Genomic DNA, 20,861 nt, shown 5'->3' with positions numbered 1-20,861 from the left:
AAGTGAAATCTAGCAATTTAAGCGATGCCACTCAAACAGAGCTACTCCACCTCATCGATCAAGGCAATGCCGTCCTGAATGCCATGTAAGAACAGGTTACGAAGCCACTTATTCGCATGGTCGTCATCGGCACTTTTATGCCAGAACAGATGCCAATTTAGGGCTGGCACATCGAAAGGCAGAGGTAGAATTTTAAAATCCAATTGGCGAGCGAGTCGAATAGGCAGCGTCCACACTAGATCGGTATTGGCGACAATTTTTGCGCCAACCATATAGTGTTGAACCCGCACCTTGATGTTACGGCTCATGCCCATACCGTTCAAGGCGTGATCGACTATGCTCTGGCCTTTGCGGCGGCTCGATACATTAATATGCCCGAGCTCTAGATACTGCTTTAGGCTTAGCTCGTTGCGAACGGCCGGGTGGTCAGGACGCACCACACAAACATAGTCCTCCCCACTTAAAGGCGCATGACAAAGATTATTATCAACCACTAAGGGTACATCGATGGCAAAGTCTAAGCTGCCGGCGGCTAGCTCCTTAGCCATATCTTCACGGGGTACGTAATAGCTGGTGAGTGTCATCTTGGGGGCAAGACGCTGTAAGTGAGACATTATGGGCGGCAAGATCAAGGTTTCGCCCAGGTCGTTCATACTGCAGGCAATGACCTTCTCTGAGGTTTCAGGGCTAAACTTATCCCCCTCTTGAACACTCATATTTAGTAACTGCAGTGCTTCACGAACCCGGCCCACGATGTTTTCGGCTACCGGCGTGGGCATCATGCCATCTGGGGTACGTACAAATAGCTGGTCATCAAAGGTTTTACGCAAGCGATTTAGCGCATTACTGACTGCTGGCTGAGTAATACACAGCACCTCTGCCGCCCGAGTAAGGTTTTTCTCGGTGTAGATGGCATCAAACACGACAAATAAATTTAAATCTACCTGGCTCAAGCGCATGCTGTGGCTACCCTGTTGCTACTCATTAGGCCCTTTTTAAAAGGCCCTTTTCAATGGAAGGACCTAAACAATAGAACTCAACTGGCGAGCTTCCCTAGCTCTAATTTGAGTCTAATCCGGCCAATATACTCTTTAAATTGGCCCTAGATCATAATCACTAAAATTAATAATGCAACATTAAAATAATAAACTTCAATGATAGTGACCACTTCAATATTCTCTTTTCATGGCTTTTGGGCCACTTTCAAAGTGAATCTAGAGTGAGATATGTCTGAATTTTTGTTAGTACGTCACGGTCAAGCCTCCTTTGGCTCCGATAACTATGACCAGCTGTCAGATCTAGGCTGGCAACAAGCCCGCTGGCTAGGTGAGTACTTTCAACAAAAAGATCGACAGTTTGATGACATCATCACCGGTAAATTAGTTCGCCATCGCGAAACCGCACAAGGCATTTGCGAGGGTTTAGGGCTTAATCGAGACGCTTTTACCGAACACGGCGGCCTTAATGAGTTTGACTTCCACTCGGTGGTTAGTGCTTACCTGCGCCAATTCCCGCAAGAAATGCCCAGCGATAAAAGTGATGCACGCCCTTTCTTCAAAATACTCAAAAAAGCCATGGAAGCATGGCGTAATGATGAGCTAAGCGCTCCTGTTCCGGAAAGCTGGGGGCAGTTTGAGCAACGAGTAGGCGAAGCCTTGGCTTTTATTCAAGATAACTACGCCGGTAAGAAGCTCTTGGTGGTCAGCTCTGGTGGCGCCATCGCAATGGCCATGAAACATATTTTGGGCTATGGCGACGATATGGTAATGAACATCAATATGCAGGTCATTAATTCCAGCGTCAGCCGCTTTGTATTTAGCCCAAGAAATGTGCGCCTCGCCAGCTTTAACAGTATTCCCCACTTGGATGATAACGATCGAAGTGATGCAGTAACTTATAGTTAATATCAAGCTAATTTTATAACGCTCTTATAAAAACAACCTGGAGAAAACCATGGATTTTGAATACAGCGATAAGGTCAAAGATCTAGTACTACGCGTTCGTGCTTTTATGGACGAGCATGTATACCCTAATGAAGGTACCTTCCACGAGCAGGTTAATGCCGATCGCTGGAAAACTCCGCCAATTATGGAAGAGCTAAAAGCCAAGGCCAAAGAAGCTGGCTTGTGGAATTTCTTCTTACCACTTGCCTATGGTGAATACTCCGGTGGTTTAACTAACCTTGAATACGCACCGCTCGCCGAAGAGATGGGCCGCGTTGCTTGGGCACCAGAAGTTTTTAACTGTGCCGCTCCAGATACTGGCAATATGGAAGTACTCGCCAAGTACGGTAATGAAGAGCAGAAGAAGCAGTGGCTAGAGCCTTTATTGGCTGGCAAGATTCGCTCAGCCTTTGCCATGACCGAGCCAGAAGTTGCCTCTTCTGATGCCACCAATATCGAAACCTCTATCGTTCGTGATGGTGATGAGTACGTTATTAATGGCCGTAAGTTTTACATTTCTGGCGCCTGCCGCGAGAGCTGTGAAATTATGATTGTGATGGGTAAAACTGACCCAGAGAATCCGAACCGCCACATGCAGCAATCTCAAGTTTTAGTGCCCGTAAAAACGCCAGGTGTTGAAATCAAACGTCCAATGCATGTATTTGGTTATGATGATGCTCCAGAAGGTCACGCCGAGGTTATCTTTAATAATGTGCGTGTACCGGTTAGCAATATTATTTTGGGCGAAGGCCGCGGTTTCGAAATCGCTCAAGGTCGCTTAGGCCCAGGCCGTATCCACCACTGCATGCGCTCTATCGGTGCGGCACAGCGTGCCCTAGAAATGATGTGCAAACGCGCCAATGAGCGTGTTGCTTTTGGTCAGCCTCTTGTTAAAAACCAATCAGTGCGTGAAGACATTGCTATATCGGCCTGCCAGATTGAGCAAGCTCGCCTAATGACTTTGAAAGCCGCTTATAAAATGGATAGCGCTGGTAACAAAGATGCTAAAGACTTAATCGCTATGATTAAGATTGTTGCGCCGAATGTTGCACTTGACGTTATTGATCGCGCCATCCAAATGCACGGTGCTGCCGGTGTGAGCCAGGACTTCTTCCTAGCACATATGTGGGCTGGCCAGCGTACGCTTCGTTTGGCTGATGGCCCAGATCAGGTGCACATGATGCAGCTGGGTCGCAACTTGGCCAAAGCACACGCTTAAGCGAAAACTGAAGAATTAAACAACCGGGGCATGCCCCGGTTTTGTTGTTAAAAGCAAGTCGTTAAAAACAAATCGTAAAAATACGAGGAAATCACCATGGCAGATGTTAGCCAATTAGATGTGGTTAAACTGGCAAGCTATCTAGAAGCCAATATCGAAGGATTTAAAGGCCCTATCAGCGCGGATAAATTTCCAGGTGGCCAATCCAACCCCACTTTTAAAATCAGCGCCGAGTCTGGCGTTTACGTTTTACGTCGCCAACCTCCAGGCAAGTTACTGAAAAGTGCCCACGCCGTTGACCGTGAATACCGCGTGTTGGCTGCCCTTGCTGATACCGACGTGCCAGTAGCCAAGGTTTACCACCTTTGTGAAGATCGCGACATTATTGGCTCTATGTTTTACGTCATGGAATTTTGCGATGGCAATGTACATTGGGATGCCCAGCTACCCGAAGTAGATAATGCCACACGCGGAAAAATGTACGACGAAATGAACCGTGTTCTAGCGGCTCTGCACAGCGTTGATCTAAAATCTGCTGGCCTAGAAGATTACGGTAAGCCTGGTAACTACTTTGCCCGCCAGCTAGATCGCTGGACAAAGCAATACCGCGCTTCAGAGATGGATAAAATCGAAGAAATGGACCAGCTGATTGATTGGCTTGAAAACAATCAGCCAGAAGACGATGGACGGGTTTCATTGGTACACGGCGACTACCGCTTAGACAATGTGATGTTCGATCAAGACAATCAAAACATTATCGCCGTATTGGACTGGGAGCTTTCCACCCTTGGCCACCCTTATGCCGATCTTGCCTATCAGTGTATGCAGCTACGCATGCCTGGCGCCGGTGATATGAAAGGTTTAATGGGCGTCGATCGCGCCGAGCTGAATATTCCTTCAGAAGAAGAATACGTGGCTCAGTACTGCAAGCGTATGGGTATGGATTCAATTCCAAATTGGGAGTTTTATATTTCCTTTAGCTACTTCCGCCTAGCGGCCATTATTCAGGGTGTTGCCAAGCGCGCCGCCGACGGTAATGCCTCCAGCAAGAAAGCCGCTGGCATGGGCGCCTATGTGAAACCGATGGCCCAGTTTGCACTGGATACCATTGCAAAAGCATAAGATTAAAGCCAGAAAAATAATTACAAGGAAACGAGAATGAAAGCGATTGTTTGCCACGAGTTTGGCCCACTAGAAAAACTCAGCTATGAAGACGTAGATGCACCTGCTGCAGGTGCAGGTAATGTCGTTCTGGATATTAAAGCGGCTGGCGTGAACTACCCTGACGGCTTAATGGTACAAGGCTTATATCAAATGAAGCCGCCCTTCCCTTTTACCCCCGGCTCTGAAGTTGCTGGCGTTGTCAGTGAAGTCGGTGATGGTGTAAGTCATGTAAAAGCGGGCGATCGCGTTATCGGTTTCGTCGGTGTAGGCGGCTATGCTGAAAAAGCCCTATGCCCCGCCACGCATCTTATTCCAATTCCAGACGGTATTAGCGATGAAGAAGCCGCAGGCCTAACCACCGCACATGCTACCGCACACCATGCCCTAAAACAGCGCGCCAATATCCAGCCAGGTGAGACCCTGTTAGTAACCGGTGCTGCCGGTGGTACCGGCTTGGCCGCTGTGCAAATTGGTAAGGCTATGGGGGCTACGGTTATTGCCGCTTGCTCCAGTGAAGAGAAATTACAGCTGGCTAAAGAAAACGGTGCTGACATTCTCATTAACTACAAAGAGAAAGACCTAAAAACCGAGCTAAAAGCCATTAACGATGGTAAAGGTATCGATGTGGTATACGACACCGTTGGTGGCGATGCCTTTGATGCTTGCAGTCGCTGCATGGCCTGGAATGGCCGCTTATTGATTATCGGCTTCGCCTCTGGCGACATCCCTAAATTCCCGGTGAATTTAGCCTTGGTAAAAGGTTATTCGGTAGTTGGCGTTTTTTGGGGTTCATTTACAGCCCATCAACCAAAAGATTTTGCCGATAATATGCGCGAGCTATTAGGCTGGTACCTACAAGGTAAGGTTAAAGTGGTAGTCGATGAAGCACTCCCGCTCAGTGATGCTAAATCCGCCTTAGAAAAAGTCATGGGCCGACAAGTGAAAGGGAAAATGGTCTTAGTGCCATAATCACGATCATAAACAACAGCAAAATTTAAGATAAAGCAGCATGACTAAAAGCTGCAATATTACAAACAACTCCACCCGCGATTTATGGAGCGTAACATGAGTACAGAATTATTTAATTTAAACGGCAAGATCGCCCTAGTAACCGGCGCCAGCCGTGGCATCGGTGAAGAGATAGCCAAATTATTGGCTGAGCAAGGTGCTCACGTCATGGTAACTTCTCGTAAAAAAGAAGGCTGCCAAAATGTCGTTGATGCTATCACCTCAGCCGGTGGCAGCGCCGAAGCTTTGGCTTGCCACGTAGGTAACATGGAAGACATCAGCAATACCTTCGATTACATTCGCGAGAAGCACGGTAAGCTGGATATTCTGGTGAACAATGCCGCGACCAATCCTTATTTTGGCCATATCTTAGATACCGATTTAGGCGCTTACAATAAGACAGTCGATGTGAATATTCGCGGCTACTTCTTTATGTCGATTGAAGCTGGCAAGTTAATGAAGGAAAACGGCGGTGGCGCCATTGTAAATACCGCTTCTGTAAATGCCATTCACCCAGGCCCTGCACAAGCGATTTACTCAATCACTAAAGCGGCGGTTGTCAGTATGACCAAAGCCTTCGCCCGTGAGTGCGCCGAACATGGCATTCGCTGTAATGCACTACTGCCTGGTTTGACTAAAACCAAGTTCGCCGGCGCCCTATTTACCCACGATGAAATCTACCAAATGGCCGTAGATAAAATTCCAATGAAGCGGCACGCCGAGCCCCGTGAAATGGCTGGTACCGTCTTGTACTTGGTATCAGATGCATCAAGCTATACCACCGGTGAATGTATCGTCGTCGACGGCGGTATGATTGTTTAATTTTCAGGCCGGTCTTATGGCTGGCTCTACAAAGAAGATAAGCTATGGATTCATTATTAGATTTTAGCGGTAAAGTTGCCTTAATTACTGGCGCTGCCAGTGGCTTTGGTGCCTTACTAGCAAAAGGTTTGCACGAGCGTGGCGCCAAACTAGTGCTCGGCGATATTAATATTGCCGGCCTAGAAGAAGCCAGTGCAGCCTATGGCGATGATGCCGTATTACTGCGCATTGATGTTAGCAAAGAAGAAGATTGCCAAGCACTAGTGCAAGCTGCTGCAGATAAGTTTGGTCGCTTAGATATTGCCGTAAACAATGCTGGCGTTGGTCATGAAATGCTGGCCACCCACGAGCAAACGGGTGATATTTTTGATCGTCAGTATGAAGTTAATTTGAAGAGCGTTATGTTGGGTATGAAACACCAGATTCCCAATATGCTAAAAGATGGCGGCGCTATTCTAAATGTTAGCTCTATGGCAGGCATCGGCGGCGCACCTAAGCTTGGCCCCTACGCTGCAGTAAAACATGGCGTAATCGGCCTTACCAAAACCGCTGCGGTGGAATACGCTGCTAAAAACGTACGCGTAAATGCCATCTGCCCATTCTTTTCGCCAACCAATATTGGTGCAGGCATGCTAAAAGAAGATGGCGTGGAAGATATGCTAGTACGCGGCTGCCCAATGCGTCGCTACGGCACCGTACAAGAAATGGTCAATGCCATGATGCTGATCCTATCTCCAGGCAACAGCTATATGACCGGCCAAGCCATCGCTGTAGATGGCGCGGTATCAGCCATCTAACCACCTACCGGGGTCAGATCCCAGGGATCTGACCCCACTACAAGCCTAGAAGTAGCGCAAAGCAGTCGCCTTCCCCCAAAACACTCGATAAGAATAAGCCGTATAGGCCAGAATTACCGGCACCACAATTACCGCCCCCCAGAAAATAAAGCCCAGAGCTTCCGGTGCAGCCACCGCATCAAATAGGCTCAAGCGCCCGGGAATAACATCGGGGTAAAAGCTCACTACAATGCCTTGAAAGCAGTTTAGAAAAATCACCACGGCTAAAACAAAAGGAATCCAACAGCCATAGTCATTTTCGGCTGGCACGCGCTTTAGCACCTGATCAGCAAAAAGAAATATCGCGGCACTAATAATGGGGATTACCCACAATAAAAGGTTATTAGGAAAGCTGAACCAGCGATCATAAACTTCGGGATTTATCCAAGGGTTTACAATACACACCGAGGCAATACCAAGGGCCATTAATAGCCCGCTTAACCGAGCCGCCTTAGCACTGTATTTTTGCAATTCACCTTCGGTTTTCATCACCAACCAGCAAGAGCCGATATAGCTGTATGCCGCGGCCACACCAAAGGCACTAAGCAGCGAAAATACAATCGTCAAACCATCATCTGAAAAGCCACAAATATATTGCCCCAACATATAGCCCTGAGAGAGAGCAACAGTCAACGAGCCCGCCCTAAAAATATGATCCCAGAGGTTTTTGTTTTCCATGGCTACCTTTGCCCGAAAATCAAAAGCCACGCCACGTAAAATTAAACCGCCCAACATTATAGTTGCAGGCACATAGAGCTCTTGTAGCAAAATATTATAGGCATCAGGAAAAGCAATCAGCATCAAGCCAATGGCGAGCACCAGCCAGGTTTCATTGGCATCCCAAAAAGGCCCAATAGAGGCAATCTGGGTGTCACGCATGGCCTCGTCTTGACGATGGAGCACAATGCCCACCCCAAGATCATAGCCGTCTAGGATTGCATAAACCAAAACAGCCAAGGCCATTAGACCAATAAATATTGGGCCTAGGTAGTTAGGATCAATTAATACACCGAGTAGATTCATCTTAGGCTCCTTTATTTGCTTGAGTGCTGTTAGGGGTCAGATCCCATTGGGATCTGACCCCAGTTTCAATACCGCTGTTATTGGTATTTGGCGCTTCTAACTTGGCCGATTTTCGTGCCATCAAAAACACCGTGTGGATATAAGCCACAAGCAAACCGCCATAAAGAACCGCGTAAAGAATCAGAGAAAACAACACATTGCCTTCATGAATAGTGGTAGCAGCCTCGGAAGTCGTCAGCACACCTTGTACCAGAAAGGGCTGCCTTCCAATCTCACTAACATACCAGCCAGCCAAGGTCGCTAACCAACCGGAGAAGCTCATCGCTACCGTCGCTCTGAGTAGCAAGGGGCTGGCCTCACCTTTTCGCCATAGCTGCCAGCTTAAGGCCCAGGCAATCAGCAACATCAGTAAGCCTGTTCCCACCATCACCCGAAAACTCCAGAACACCGGCGCCACTGGTGGGTGCTCACCTTTGAATTCATTCAGCCCTTTGATTTCGCCATTGGCATCATGAGTGAGAATCCAACTGGCCATATTGGGAATACCAACTTCAAAATGGTTTTCTCGTTTTTCTTCATCGGGTAAAGCAAACAATAATAGATCGGCGCCACGCTCTGTCTCCCACACACCTTCCATCGCAGCCACTTTTGCAGGTTGATGTTCTAGAGTGTTTAAGCCATGCAAATCCCCCACAAAAATCTGCACCGGCACGGCCACTGCCGCTACCATGGCAGCCAGCTTTAAGGTAATTCTAGGTGCGGGTTTGTGATCGCCTTTTAGCAATCGATAGGCCGATACGCCCATCAATAAAAAACAAGCGGTAATCAGAGAGGCCAATAACATATGGAAGAATCGATAGGGAAAAGATGGATTAAATATCACCGCCCACCAATCCACAGGGAAAATAACACCGTCTCGAATTTCAAAGCCTGTTGGTGTTTGCATCCAAGAATTTAGCGCCAATATCCAAAAAGCCGAAGCCGTGGTGCCTAGGGCGACAATGGCGGTAGCAATGGTATGCATACGCGGTGTTACACGATCAATACCAAATAACATCACCCCTAAAAAAGTCGCCTCTAGAAAGAAGGCCGTCAGCACTTCGTAGCCCAGTAGCGGGCCCGCAATATTGCCGGCCTTTTCCATAAAGCCCGGCCAATTGGTACCAAACTGAAAAGACATGGTAATACCACTGACCACACCCAAAGCAAAAGTTAAGGCAAAGATTTTTACCCAAAAACGATAACAGCGCATCCAAACTTCATCGCCGGTTTGGTGTAAGCGAATTTTAAAAAACAGCAACGCCCAACACAGTGCGATGGTGATGGTGGGAAACAAGATATGAAAGCTGATATTCAGGGCGAACTGAACCCTCGATAACATAATCGTATCGATCACAATATCCATGATGTACCTCGTGGATTTAAAAAAGCGAGATTTGAAAAGCTGTGGCTTAGAGCGAGAAGGCTACAAAGCCAATCTTAGGAAAGGCGTCAGGTATCCGGGCTGCGCAAGGTGAGCTTATCGGTAAACTCCAGCACCTTGCCCATGCCGCTACCAAGTTTCATCAAGGTCTTCAGCTTACTAGGGGGCATGGTTAATAACTCATCAGCCCAACCGCCACAAAGCTCTAGCAAGTCATGAATTTCTTGCATTTTCTCCTGGGCATAGACTTCTTGATCGTTACTGGGCTTTTCGAGCAAGGTATCGCGCAGCAGGCTTAGCGTTGGGTCCACTTCCCTACGGCGGCGCTCTTCCAACACTCGGATCGCCATATCCCAGATACTGCCAGCGGCAGTGAAGTATTCCTTACGATCGCCAGGAACGCGTTTTTCCTGCAACAAACGCCAAGATTGCAGCTCTTTCAAGCCCATACTGACATTGCCTCGGGAGATTTTCAGGGCTTCACTCAAGTCATTGGCGCATAGCGGGTGCTCACTCAGCACAATCAAGGCATACATCTGCCCCACCGTGCGATTAAAGCCCCAACGACTACCCATTTCACCAAAGTGATAAACAAAGGCCTCTATTTGCGGCGTCATGGTCATAAATCAAATCCTTAACTCGGCTAATTTCAGCAAGTTCTGTATTTTCAGAAATTATTGAAAGTTTAGAACTTTAATTGCCCTAGATCAAGTCTTAAAGGGTAAATGATTTATATGTGAGGCTATGCTCACGCCTACACTCAAGGACACAGAGGCTAAGCCAACACAGATTTGACCACCCAGCACAGTTAAACCCATTGGCCTATTTTGCTATACCAATTCGAGTTATAGATTGGCGCTGTGAACATCTTCTACAGGCAAGCGCTATGAAACTACTGATACGAGCTCTAATTTTGATTGGCTTTATAGGCCTTTATGGAAGCCAAGCCAAAGCATCATCTGCACCTAGCCCTACCGCCATTGATATATCTTTTGTGGCTGGCAACACAGTGACTCTACGCTGGACTGAAAGCCAAGACGATAAAACTGCGCAGAATCGCATTGAATATCAAATCTATGTATTTCAAGAAGGTACCGAGAAAAACTTTAAAGAAGAAAACGCCTACTCTATCGTAGGTGAGAGCCAAATGATTATCGATGAGCTTGCAGTAAATCAACAATACCGCGCTTACATCATATCAGTCGATAGCGAGGGAAACCGCTCTCGTAAAAGCGACGCTTTTCATTTTTCAACAGTCTTCGACCAATCTCATAATTCGACAATTTATGATTTGACTGAACAAAGAGTTAAACAATCTTTGGAAGCTCAGTAAATGAAAAGCTACTTGCCCCTTCATGGGCGGCAAGTAGCTTGATAGATACGCAAAAACACTAAAACTTATACCGCGCCCCCAAACTCACAGTTCTAGGGGCCAAATACTGATTACTGGTCATGCCCAGCGCATAGGTATCGGTATGACGAGATGAGATCGCATCCTTATCAAATAGGTTTTGAATGTTTAGCTCGGCATTCCATTTGGCGCCATTGGGCTGATAGCGGAAATTCAAGTGGCTGATGTTGTAGGAATCCACTACATCTCTTTCTGGTGAATTAAATACCCGAGCGAAATACTCACCGCGATAGGTGTGGCTAAAGGTTGTTGTTAAGCTGCCCAATTGATCTAACTCCAATCGGTGACTTAAGCGAATGTTGGCCACCAAGTCTGGAATCTTCGCTAATTCATTGCCCGTTAAATTAACCGCTGTTGCCTCACGAGCAGCATTTACGTCTTCAGTGGAAGCACCGCTGATTTGAAGGCCGGTGGTGGCGTTTTCTGCGGTGGCTCGGTCAATAGCATCACGCCCTTCGGTGATTTCCGATTCCATAGCCGTTAGAGTAAAAGCTAAGTTTAGGCTGTCGCTGAGTGCAGCATCGGCTTCAATTTCTAAGCCGTAAATTTCCGCCTTTGGCAAGTTAGATGCGCCTGCTGCAAATCGGCCAATGCCGCTGGATTCAAACAGGTAATCTTCATAGTCGTAGTAAAAGGCCGCGGCATTTAAGCGCACACGATTATCCCACCACATATTCTTAGAACCAATTTCATAGGCCGTTACCAACTCTTTATCAAATACTTCTGGGAAGAATCGAGTATCACTACTGCTGTTAGAACCGGCCGGCTTCACGCCTGTGGCAATCGATGCATAGAGCAAGTTGTCATCGCTATGACGATACTCCAGGGCAACTTTACCAGTCACATTATCGGTTTTATTTGCTGGACGACTGGATATCTTGGCGCGATCAGGTACACAATTGAAATTACAGCGCTCATCTTGGAACTCATTATTGGTGTGGCGCAGGCCTGCTGTGATCGCGAAGGCTTCGCTAATATTGAAGCTAAACTGACCAAAGATCGAACGAGATTGAAAATTACGGTAATCCGCATTAATAAAATCCAAATCCGGATTGTTTGCAAATACATTGGGCCCCGCAATTAGCTGGCTAATTGGGTTGCCGTCGCGGCCGGCATCAAAGAAGTTACTGGTATTACTGAATACCGTAGTATCTAAGTAAAAGGCTCCTAAGACCCAACGCAGCGAGCTATCGTCATTTGAGGTGATATTGATTTCTGCGGTTTTTGATTCATCTTGCTGCTTAAGATCGCTGATAAACTGTGGCAGCGGTGCCTCACCCAGAAGATCAAGGCGTCCTTCCAATGGTAAAGGTGCAGGATCATTAGCGGTCAAAGAGGTACGATCCACATCCAGCAAGCGTTTCATATCGTATTCTTGATAGCTAAAAATACCGCTGACATTAAACAATTCGCCATCCCAGTTTAAATGCAAACTGCTGATGTCATTTTCCAGCTTGTAGAATTCTCGAGTGTCATGGGATACCTTGCGAGGATCACTGGATACGGTATCAAAGGTCCCTTTTAGTGCCGGGCCATTGGTATCACTGCGATAAATTTGATGCTGGACAAGCGCCGAAAAATTATCGCTAATGTCCCAAGCCAGCTGGACCTTTACGGTGTTATCGTTTTCGTCATCTAAGTAAAAGTCATCGAAGTAGACATTTTGCGTATAGCCTTCATGCTCGCGATGAGCCGCCGCCACACGAATTGCGACACTATCAGATAGAGGAACATTGACAGCAGCGCGGATATTTCCCTGATCAAAGTTACCCACAGTGGCATCTACATAGCCGGAAAATTCTTCAAAGTCTGGCTTTTTAGTAACAACATTAATCGCACCACCTGTGGAACTATTACCAAACAAAGTGCCATCAGGGCCCCGTGTAATTTCCACGCGCTCCACATCAATCATGTCTGCGTTTAAAGCATAGTCATTCGCTAAAAATACACCATCAACATGAAAAGCTACCGCTGGCTTGGTACCGGCGTTATCGGGTATTTCATTACCTACCCCACGAATGGTGACCGTGCGGCGATAACCCTGCACCGTACTAAACACTACACCAGGAACCTTATCACTCATATCAAAAGGATCTGAGATATTCATAACATCCAATTGGTCGCCCTTTAAGGCAGTAACGGCGCTGGCAACATCTTGTAGGTTTTGACTGTGTTTTTGTGCAGTTACGATAATTTCTTCGTAAACAGGATTATTGCTCGCGGCATTCTCTGCGGCAGCTTGCATAGCAATGGCAGAAATGGCACTACTTAGTAACAACTTAGAAAAAACGGATGACGGCTTCACTAGATTAAATCCTTTGTTAGGGTGCGATAGCATAAAACGCAAAGCAATCTAACAAGGCTTTATGACGGAGCGGTGATGTAAATATGACAATGCAAGCATGCCACTCTTAATGAGAGCGGCATCACGATAGCGGTAGAATTAATAAAACTTTAAAAGAAATTCAATAATATTGAGATAAGGCCAGCGCTTAACTTTTTTCAGCCTGGGCTGTTTTAAACGTACTGATTTTTTTCAGCAACCCATCCTTAGTTTGCGGCCCCAAAAAAACAGGGCTCAACCGTGCAGTCTTACCGGAAGCTTTCGCAGGTATTGTTAATAGATAGGTCATAGGCAAAGCTTTTGCCTGTCTGCTCAGCTCAGGGTGAATCGCATTGGGCTCTAGATCACCAGCAAGCACAGCAAAATCGATATTCATATCCTGAATCAAGTCATCCAACTGCTGCCCCTGATGCTTATCAAAGTCGATACCGATGACAGTAATGCCTTCTTCTTTATCAAGCTGATTAAGCTCTGGAATTTCATGGCGACAAGGTTTACACCAATCGGCCCAGTAGTTAATCACCAGAGTTTGCTCGGCTTGTAAATCTAGCGACTTTCCACTGGCCAGTGGCAGTTTGTTAGTACTATCACAGCCGCTCAACAGCAATCCAGCAAGCACAAAGGCGCCAGCCAGTAGGTTGTTAGAAAATCGTTTAGTCTTCACAAATCTACCTAATCCTTTCAGCCGATTACTTACTTTACTACTGGGTATCATTAGAGCCATTGCCCTGCTTCGCTTGATGAATAGGAAAAACCCCTTCGTCACTAATTAAGGCATCTTCTTCTGGTAGCTCTAAGGTTTGTGGAACCGTATTAAACACCTCGGTTAAACAGACATCGTATTCCAGCTCTGTTTTTTGATCGATGGCGAGCATTCTGGCAGCCACCGAAGGAAACCAAGGCAAAGATTGCAAGAAGCGAGATTCACCCGGCAATTGGCTTTCTATTCCAACCATCCCTGCCAAGCTGCGCAATCGCACGCGGGAAAGATCTTTACTTAATACATAGTCGCCATTGCTAGTCGCCGCGATTATCTGCTGCTGAATTAAGGATTCACGAATGCCTGCCCACTGACGGCCATCCACCCCCACTTCAGCCGCATGTCTATCTGTCAAACTCTCACCCTGCTGCCAGCGTTGATGAAAGGCCCACAAAACCAAAAGCGCCGCAATCAAATCTGGGTAATGCTGGCCTTCTGCACCCTGAGAGAAAGTAGATAAAACCCGTACTAAAATAGCGCCAGATAGCACCAACATCCACATCACGTAGATCCACACCAGAAACAAAGGCACAACCGCAAAGGCGCCATAAATCACTTCTAAGGAAGTCATTCCCACAACAGTGGCGAACAGCTTTTTAACCAGCTCAAAAGCAATCGCAGTGAGCAGGCCGCCAATCGCTGCATGCTTTATGTTTACCTTGCAATTGGGCACGGCCACAAATAAAAGCGTGAACGCCGCTGTTGCCAATACAAAAGGCAAAAAGCCCAATAAACCCGCAAAGAGGCCTTGAGTTTCTACCCCTTCAAACAATTTTAAAGATAAAAGGTAGGTGGTTACGGCCAAGCCCATTCCCAACAGTAACGGGCCAAGACTTAGCACAGCCCAATACAGCAAAAAGTTAGCTAGGCCTTTACGCCCCTCTTTCACTCCCCAGATAGAGTTGAAATTACCCTCAATGTTTTTCAACATTAGATAAGCGGTCACCACCAGCATGATGACACCAACCGAAGTTAAGCTGCGGGCTTGGGAAGAGAAGCCGGATAAGTACTGCTGTACCTCTTGCCCCGTGGAGGGTACGAAATTATTGAAGATCAGCGCTTGCAGCTGGGATTCCAAGCCAGAGAAAGCGGGAATCACCGAAAACATGGAATAGCTCACCGTCATCATGGGCACGATGGCAAATAAGGTCATATACGTCAGGGCTGCAGCACTCTTTTGGCACTGTTTATCCTGATAATGAAATATGATTTGCTGGATAAAACGCTTTACCGTCTCAATCGTAATCATATTGTCCTCAATAGTAGGTGTCTTTGGGTATTTCCCCATCGACGGGTAATTGAATAATATCGTTTGCAAATTCCCTTTTTCTAAGCGCCCTTTATATCATGGCAATCTAGTTTTCCCTATGCATGGCGTACACTTAGCACAAGCATTTAGGATTAGTCTTAACTGCCTCATCGACATACAATAGGCAGTTTAGTCCATTAAGCGCAAGCCTACTTATGCTAGGTGAAGCCTGCGTGAGAACCAAGTCGCGATTATTGAAGGAATTCGCTATGTACACCATTTATCACAACCCACGCTGTTCAAAATCTCGTCAAACCTTGGCCATTTTGGAAGAAAAGGGAATCAGCCCTGAAATCGTGCTGTATCTAGAGAATACTCCCAACGAAAAGGAGCTAGCCGGTATCCTTGCCAAATTAGCGATAAGCCCACGCCAACTGCTACGTAAGGGTGAAGATGCCTATAAAGAGCTAAAACTGTCCGATGACAGCCACAGTGATAAAGCCTTAATTGAAGCCATGTGCAGCCACCCCAAGCTTATCGAGCGCCCAATAGTGGTTAAAGGTGATAAGGCTGTATTGGGCCGCCCGCCGGAAAATGTCTTAGAGCTGATCTAAACAGTACCACTTAACCTAGAAAGATAACGTTTTAGCCCAAAGCCAACAAAGAGACAGTTATGAGTAAGCCTTATATTCTGGTTTTGTATTACAGTCGCCAAGGCGGCACTTTACAGCTCGCCCAGCAGATCGCACGGGGTATCGAAAGCGAAGGCATTGAAGCCCGCTTAAGAACCGTACCGGCTGTTTCGGCCACCTGTGAAGCGATAAGCAACGATATACCAGACAGTGGCGCCCCCTACTGCAGCAAAGAAGATCTACGCAACTGTGTAGGCCTTGCTTTGGGCAGCCCCACCCGCTTTGGCAATATGGCAGCGCCGCTAAAGTACTTTATCGATCAGAGCAGTGACCTTTGGTTGAATGGTGATTTAATCGATAAACCAGCTTGTGTGTTTACATCCAGCGCCAGCCTACACGGCGGCCAGGAAAGCACCCTGCTAAGCATGATGCTACCTTTATTACACCAAGGCATGGTGCTCTTGGGTGTGCCTTACTCTCAAAACGAGCTAAGCACTACCCAGACTGGTGGCACGCCTTATGGCGCTTCTCACCTAGGCGGTGAAGAAGGCCGCAGCCTAAGTGAAGACGAGGGCCAAATTGCCAAGGCCCAGGGCCAACGCCTAGCCAAACACGCAATAAAGTTTTTAGCTAAATGAGTGCGCACATGAGTGAAAACACCGTCAAAGAAGTAAAGCGCATTGCCAATTTAGATAACAAGCTACACTGGGGGCTACGCCTACACTGGCTATGCTATGGCGCTTTGATTGCCCTGTATAGCTGGCTAAACCTGACCCATGAAAATGGCGCCTGGGGAGTATGGTTGTTTCAAGTGGTGCCCTTACTGCTACCCTTATGGAGCATGTTAAAAGCAAATCACAAAGCCTATAGCTGGTTTTGCTTTATCATTTTGTTCTATTTCACCGCCGCTGTGGTCAGTGTTGGTATGCCAGCAGAACATGTAAAGGGCTACCACTGGCTACAGGTGATACTGAGCATTACGCTGTTTTTTACGGCGATGATGTGCAGCCGCTGGATTCAATACCAAAAATACTGGCGCGAACACGATAAAAACAGCGCAGCAGAGTAAGCCCTAACAAAGCTTTACCAGAAAGCACTTGCAGTTAAATTAAACCATTGGCCTGATAGAACTACGTTTGATTTAAGAGATACTTGCCCCAAAGGCAGCCGATTGAGAAGGATCGCATATGACTGAAACCGCTAAACGCCCATTGATACTGCGCCTGCTATCAGGCATCTGGGATGCCATTAATGGCCTGCGCCGAATCGTCCTGAATATTCTATTTTTCTTTTTACTGATCGCCTTTATTGTGGCCTTGCAGCCCAAAGGGCCCAAGCCTCTCACTGAAAAAACGGCTCTGGTTATCGCACCGTCCGGTTACTTAGTTGATCAGCTTAGCGCCCAAGATCCTTTTGCTCAGCTGATGGGCAACAATAGCCGCAATGAAACCCGCCTACGCGATCTGCAAAAAGCTATCGAAAAAGCCAAAGACGACGACATGATCAACTCGATGGTCTTGGATCTAGGTGGCATGGCCGGCGGTTTAAGTAAGCTAGATGAGCTTGGCCAAAGCATTGAGGACTTTAAAAGCACAGGCAAACCCGTCTATGCGGTTGGCGATTACTATTCACAAAGCCAATATTATTTGGCCGCCTATGCCGATGAAATTTATCTCAACCCAATGGGCGGTGTAAGCCTAATGGGCTTCGCGTCTTATCGTAACTATTATAAAGATGCTCTGGATAAACTTGCCGTCAATGTGCATGTCTTTAAGGTTGGTCAGTATAAAGATTTTCTTGAGCCTTATATGCGCAACGATATGTCTGAAGCATCGAAGGAGCACAACGGACAATGGCTAAACCAGTTGTGGGCACACTATACTCAAAGCGTGGAAACACAGCGTGAATTGGAAAGCGGCAGTATCAATGCATTGATAAACAATATGGATACTCGCCTAGCCGAAGCTAATGGTGATTCCGCAGCATTAGCGTTGTCAGCAGGCTATGTAGACGAGCTACTGCCACGCCATAAACAACTTGCCAAGCTGCAGGAAAAAGTCGGTAAGAATGAAGACGGCGATGGCTATCGCGGCATCGATAGCGACTCTTATCTTGCCCTTGAGCTTCCAAGCTTTGATAGCAAAGAAGACAAAGTCGGCTTAATTGTTGCCAGCGGTACCATCTTAGATGGTGAACAACCAGAAGGCACTATTGGTGGCGATACCTTGGCAGAATTGATTCGCCAAGCTAAGGAAGAAAAACTCAAAGCCTTGGTACTGCGCGTAGATTCTGGCGGCGGCAGTGCCTTTGCCTCAGAAATTATTCGCCAGCAGCTCCTCGACTTGCAAGAAGACATCCCCGTTATCGTTTCCATGGGCAGTGTTGCTGCCTCTGGTGGTTACTGGATCTCGGCAACGAGCGATGAAATTTGGGCAACACCAACCACAATTACCGGCTCCATCGGTGTATTTGGCGCCTTCCCCACCCTTGAAGAAAGCTTAAAGCACTTGGGTATTCATACGGACGGATTAGGCACTACTTTACTTGCTGGCAGCATGCGTGTTGATCGCACTCTAAGCCCATTGGCCGAGCGTGTTGTGCAACAAGGCGTTGAGCAGGTATACAAACAATTTCTAGATATCGCTGCCGAAGGCCGTGAAAGCACCCCAGAGGCCATTAATGAAATTGCTCAGGGCCGCGTTTGGAGTGGCGAGCAAGCCTTAGCCAACGGTCTTGTTGATAAGCTAGGTGGCCTAAACGATGCCATTAAGGCCGCCGCTGAGCGAGCCGAGATCAGCGATTATGATGTTATTGAGATCAAGCGTAAATTAAGCCCAAGCGAACAGTTTATGCAGGAGCTTGCCAACAATCTTGATGCGAAAGCCAGCGTTAACCCTTGGTTGAAACCTATCAATCAAAAATTAGCGAGCTGGTTTAGCCCAGTGGTGGGAGCCATTGATGAGCTTAATAGCTTAAATGATCCGAAAGGTATGTACGCACGCTGCGTAGCTTGCGCGGCACCTTAAACTCTCGTTAAAGCGGGGTCAGATCCCTACAACAGCGGGGCATAGCTAAAGCTATGCCCCGCTGTTGTAGGGATCTGACCCCATTTTCGTCTAAAGCTATGCGCCACTCTCTTTAGGGATCTGCCCCCATTTTGTTATTGGCAAAAAGGATTTTGATATGCGTTTTTACACGAACAATAAACAACGCAACAAACAAAACTGTAAGCACCCTCCACACAAATCAATTCAGATCGCTATCGCCAGCTTTCTATTTGCTGCACCCACTCAAGCGCTCTTTGCAGAAATACTACCTTCCGAATTCAAAAACAATTTGGTGTATCTCACCCCCACATTAACTGACGGCACTAAGATTCGTTTTTATACGGATACTGGCGGTGGCTGGAATGTTATTAGCCAGGAACTTTTTGATAAATATCAGTGGCCAAGCATCGAGAAAGCATCTAAAAGAGGCCCAGTAAAATTAAGCAGCATGCCAAGCTTTACGAAGGAAAAATCGATACCTAAGGGAGGCTTAAACAACTTCATGGAAGGCCAGCTTTTTATCGCACCCAGCAACAAAATTGACGAAGACAAGCTCGGCTATGATGGCTTTTTGGGTGGACGTTGGCATGCAGAGAAAATCATTAATATCAATTATCCAGCACAGCAATTTGCAGTGCTGGATCAGTTACCCAAAAGTTCAGCAAAGATGGAAGTTTTGAATCTGGGTTTCCAAAAGGATCAGCATGGTAGCTACACGATGGCCTTCCCTCGGATGCCAGTTACTGTCGATGGGCAAAGCCTTGATTTGCTGCTAGATACTGGCGCACAAGCGACACTCAGCAGCGAGGCCAAATCAATTATAGATATAGCTGGCAATACAATGGCCGCCTCTTTTATGGTCGCTTCAGTATTTGATCAATGGCGAGCTAAACACCCAGAATGGAAATACATTGAGGCCGGTGACGCTTACATTAAAGAAGCAATGATACAGGTTCCCGAAATTAAAATAGCTACATTTAGTGTCGGCCCAGTTTGGTTTGCACGCCGCGCCGATCACAACTTCCACGAACATATGTCCGCCATGATGGATAAAAAAATAGATGGCGCCTTGGGTGGCTCAGCTTTTCAATATCTTAATATGATTATCGATTACCCTGCCGAAAAGCTTTATCTAGAGAAGGTCAATTAGTCTGAGTAAGGTGGGTAAATCGGCATTCAAGAACGAGAAAGAGTTAGACAGAGCCCGCACAAAATCAGCTGCAGCTACATACCTAAAACTTGCTTAGCAAAAGGAATGGTCAGCTTGCGCTGCTCGCTTAAAGAAGCCCTATCAAGACGATCAAGAATTTCAAATAGCTCGCCAATATGTCTTGGGGCTCGATTCAAAATAAACTGCGCTACTTCTTCTGGCAGCTGCAAACCTCTTGCCTTGGATCGCATGGTTAATGCTTCTAGCTTTTCCTGGTCACCCAATAAAGGAACTTGAAAGCTCAAGCCCCAAGCTAAACGTGAAGATAAATCCGGTAATTTTACAGGCAGCTCCGAAGGATTGGCATTGGCGCTAAAGATAATTTTGCGCCCCCTATCTTTACTGCGATTAAAGCAGTTAAACAACGCCTGCTCCCAATCAGCTTTGCCGGCAACATGCTGCAAGCCATCAAAGCATAGCAGGTCGAATCGCTCCATACCTTCAAGCAAAGCCTCTGGGGCAAAGCCCACTAAATCAGCAAGAGGTAAATACTGAGCGCTTTGTCGCATCTGATTGGCTTTATGGCAGCTAGCTTGTAGCAGATGGCTCAAGCCGCTACCACTGCTGCCCCAAAGGAAAAATCCATGCTCGCTTGGGCTCTGCAAGAATGTCTGCAATGCGAAAACAGCCTGGGCAGCACCAGAACCTTCTATGGTATAGAAGTTCTCGAAGGTGGCGCCATCAGCAAGTGCTACGCCCAAGGACAATTGTTGGGGGTTCGACTGTTCCACAGGTATCGGATCTAATATCGGATCTAGCAAAAAATAAGG

General features: G+C 46.9%; 20 protein-coding genes. 12 read left to right on the top strand and 8 right to left on the bottom strand.

The window, feature by feature from the left end:
• Positions 1-41: 41 nt before the first annotated feature.
• Positions 42-959, bottom strand: a complete 918-nt coding sequence (locus tag Q1A41_RS02020) for a LysR family transcriptional regulator (protein WP_299973984.1) — start codon at positions 957-959, stop codon at positions 42-44.
• 267 nt (positions 960-1,226) lie between these two features.
• On the opposite strand from Q1A41_RS02020, the gene Q1A41_RS02015 reads away from it, so the two are divergent.
• From Q1A41_RS02015 to Q1A41_RS01990, 6 genes are all read left to right on the top strand, one after another.
• Positions 1,227-1,904 carry a histidine phosphatase family protein gene (locus Q1A41_RS02015; RefSeq protein WP_299973981.1) on the top strand — a complete coding sequence of 226 codons (678 nt, stop codon included), beginning with the start codon at positions 1,227-1,229 and terminating at the stop codon, positions 1,902-1,904.
• 49 nt (positions 1,905-1,953) lie between these two features.
• Entirely contained in the window at positions 1,954-3,162 is a 1,209-nt protein-coding gene (locus Q1A41_RS02010) for an acyl-CoA dehydrogenase family protein (protein WP_299973978.1), read from the top strand.
• 96 nt (positions 3,163-3,258) lie between these two features.
• On the top strand, positions 3,259-4,284 hold the full coding sequence (locus Q1A41_RS02005) for a phosphotransferase family protein (protein WP_299973975.1): 1,026 nt from the start codon (positions 3,259-3,261) through the stop codon (positions 4,282-4,284).
• A gap of 36 nt (positions 4,285-4,320) precedes the next feature.
• The gene (locus Q1A41_RS02000) at positions 4,321-5,295 is read left to right on the top strand and encodes an NADPH:quinone oxidoreductase family protein (protein WP_299973972.1); all 975 of its coding nucleotides are present in this window, start codon (positions 4,321-4,323) and stop codon (positions 5,293-5,295) included.
• 96 nt (positions 5,296-5,391) lie between these two features.
• Positions 5,392-6,156, top strand: a complete 765-nt coding sequence (locus Q1A41_RS01995) for an SDR family oxidoreductase (protein ID WP_299973969.1) — start codon at positions 5,392-5,394, stop codon at positions 6,154-6,156.
• Between the two features lie 44 nt (positions 6,157-6,200).
• Entirely contained in the window at positions 6,201-6,953 is a 753-nt protein-coding gene (locus Q1A41_RS01990; protein WP_299973967.1) for an SDR family oxidoreductase, read from the top strand.
• Between the two features lie 45 nt (positions 6,954-6,998).
• Here Q1A41_RS01990 and Q1A41_RS01985 read toward each other — a convergent pair whose 3' ends face one another.
• The 3 genes from Q1A41_RS01985 to Q1A41_RS01975 form a co-directional block, all read right to left on the bottom strand.
• On the bottom strand, positions 6,999-8,015 hold the full coding sequence (locus Q1A41_RS01985; RefSeq protein ID WP_299973964.1) for a cytochrome d ubiquinol oxidase subunit II: 1,017 nt from the start codon (positions 8,013-8,015) through the stop codon (positions 6,999-7,001).
• Position 8,016: 1 nt separating this feature from the next.
• Positions 8,017-9,411, bottom strand: coding sequence for a cytochrome ubiquinol oxidase subunit I (locus Q1A41_RS01980; protein ID WP_299976141.1), 1,395 nt, complete (start codon positions 9,409-9,411; stop codon positions 8,017-8,019).
• A gap of 95 nt (positions 9,412-9,506) precedes the next feature.
• Positions 9,507-10,061 (bottom strand): MarR family transcriptional regulator, encoded by a 555-nt coding sequence (locus Q1A41_RS01975; protein WP_299973961.1) that lies wholly within the window; start codon positions 10,059-10,061, stop codon positions 9,507-9,509.
• Between the two features lie 263 nt (positions 10,062-10,324).
• On the opposite strand from Q1A41_RS01975, the gene Q1A41_RS01970 reads away from it, so the two are divergent.
• Positions 10,325-10,771, top strand: coding sequence for a fibronectin type III domain-containing protein (locus tag Q1A41_RS01970; RefSeq protein ID WP_299973958.1), 447 nt, complete (start codon positions 10,325-10,327; stop codon positions 10,769-10,771).
• A 58-nt stretch (positions 10,772-10,829) separates the two neighbouring features.
• Here Q1A41_RS01970 and Q1A41_RS01965 read toward each other — a convergent pair whose 3' ends face one another.
• From Q1A41_RS01965 to Q1A41_RS01955, 3 genes are all read right to left on the bottom strand, one after another.
• Positions 10,830-13,154, bottom strand: a complete 2,325-nt coding sequence (locus Q1A41_RS01965; RefSeq protein ID WP_299973954.1) for a TonB-dependent receptor — start codon at positions 13,152-13,154, stop codon at positions 10,830-10,832.
• Between the two features lie 187 nt (positions 13,155-13,341).
• Complete coding sequence (locus Q1A41_RS01960; RefSeq protein ID WP_299973951.1) at positions 13,342-13,857, bottom strand: TlpA disulfide reductase family protein; 516 nt, start codon at positions 13,855-13,857, stop codon at positions 13,342-13,344.
• A gap of 37 nt (positions 13,858-13,894) precedes the next feature.
• The gene (locus Q1A41_RS01955) at positions 13,895-15,202 is read right to left on the bottom strand and encodes a YihY family inner membrane protein (RefSeq protein WP_299973948.1); all 1,308 of its coding nucleotides are present in this window, start codon (positions 15,200-15,202) and stop codon (positions 13,895-13,897) included.
• Positions 15,203-15,471: 269 nt separating this feature from the next.
• On the opposite strand from Q1A41_RS01955, the gene arsC reads away from it, so the two are divergent.
• The 5 genes from arsC (at position 15,472) to Q1A41_RS01930 (ending at position 20,031) form a co-directional block, all read left to right on the top strand.
• A complete protein-coding gene (gene arsC / locus Q1A41_RS01950; RefSeq protein ID WP_299973945.1) occupies positions 15,472-15,816 on the top strand; it encodes an arsenate reductase (glutaredoxin) in 345 nt (114 codons plus the stop codon).
• 59 nt (positions 15,817-15,875) lie between these two features.
• Positions 15,876-16,472 carry an NAD(P)H:quinone oxidoreductase gene (gene wrbA, locus Q1A41_RS01945; RefSeq protein WP_299973942.1) on the top strand — a complete coding sequence of 199 codons (597 nt, stop codon included), beginning with the start codon at positions 15,876-15,878 and terminating at the stop codon, positions 16,470-16,472.
• Between the two features lie 8 nt (positions 16,473-16,480).
• Positions 16,481-16,903 carry a DUF2069 domain-containing protein gene (locus tag Q1A41_RS01940; protein ID WP_299973939.1) on the top strand — a complete coding sequence of 141 codons (423 nt, stop codon included), beginning with the start codon at positions 16,481-16,483 and terminating at the stop codon, positions 16,901-16,903.
• 118 nt (positions 16,904-17,021) lie between these two features.
• Positions 17,022-18,860 carry a signal peptide peptidase SppA gene (gene sppA, locus Q1A41_RS01935; RefSeq protein WP_299973936.1) on the top strand — a complete coding sequence of 613 codons (1,839 nt, stop codon included), beginning with the start codon at positions 17,022-17,024 and terminating at the stop codon, positions 18,858-18,860.
• Positions 18,861-19,017: 157 nt separating this feature from the next.
• Complete coding sequence (locus Q1A41_RS01930) at positions 19,018-20,031, top strand: hypothetical protein (RefSeq protein ID WP_299973933.1); 1,014 nt, start codon at positions 19,018-19,020, stop codon at positions 20,029-20,031.
• 74 nt (positions 20,032-20,105) lie between these two features.
• Here Q1A41_RS01930 and hda read toward each other — a convergent pair whose 3' ends face one another.
• Entirely contained in the window at positions 20,106-20,822 is a 717-nt protein-coding gene (gene hda / locus Q1A41_RS01925; RefSeq protein WP_299973931.1) for a DnaA regulatory inactivator Hda, read from the bottom strand.
• Positions 20,823-20,861: the final 39 nt, after the last annotated feature.

The sequence above is a fragment of the uncultured Pseudoteredinibacter sp. genome (assembly GCF_947502065.1).
GTDB lineage: Bacteria > Pseudomonadota > Gammaproteobacteria > Pseudomonadales > Cellvibrionaceae > Pseudoteredinibacter.
The sequence above is the reverse complement of the archived record's forward strand: the minus strand, read 5'-3'. Positions and strand labels throughout refer to the sequence as shown.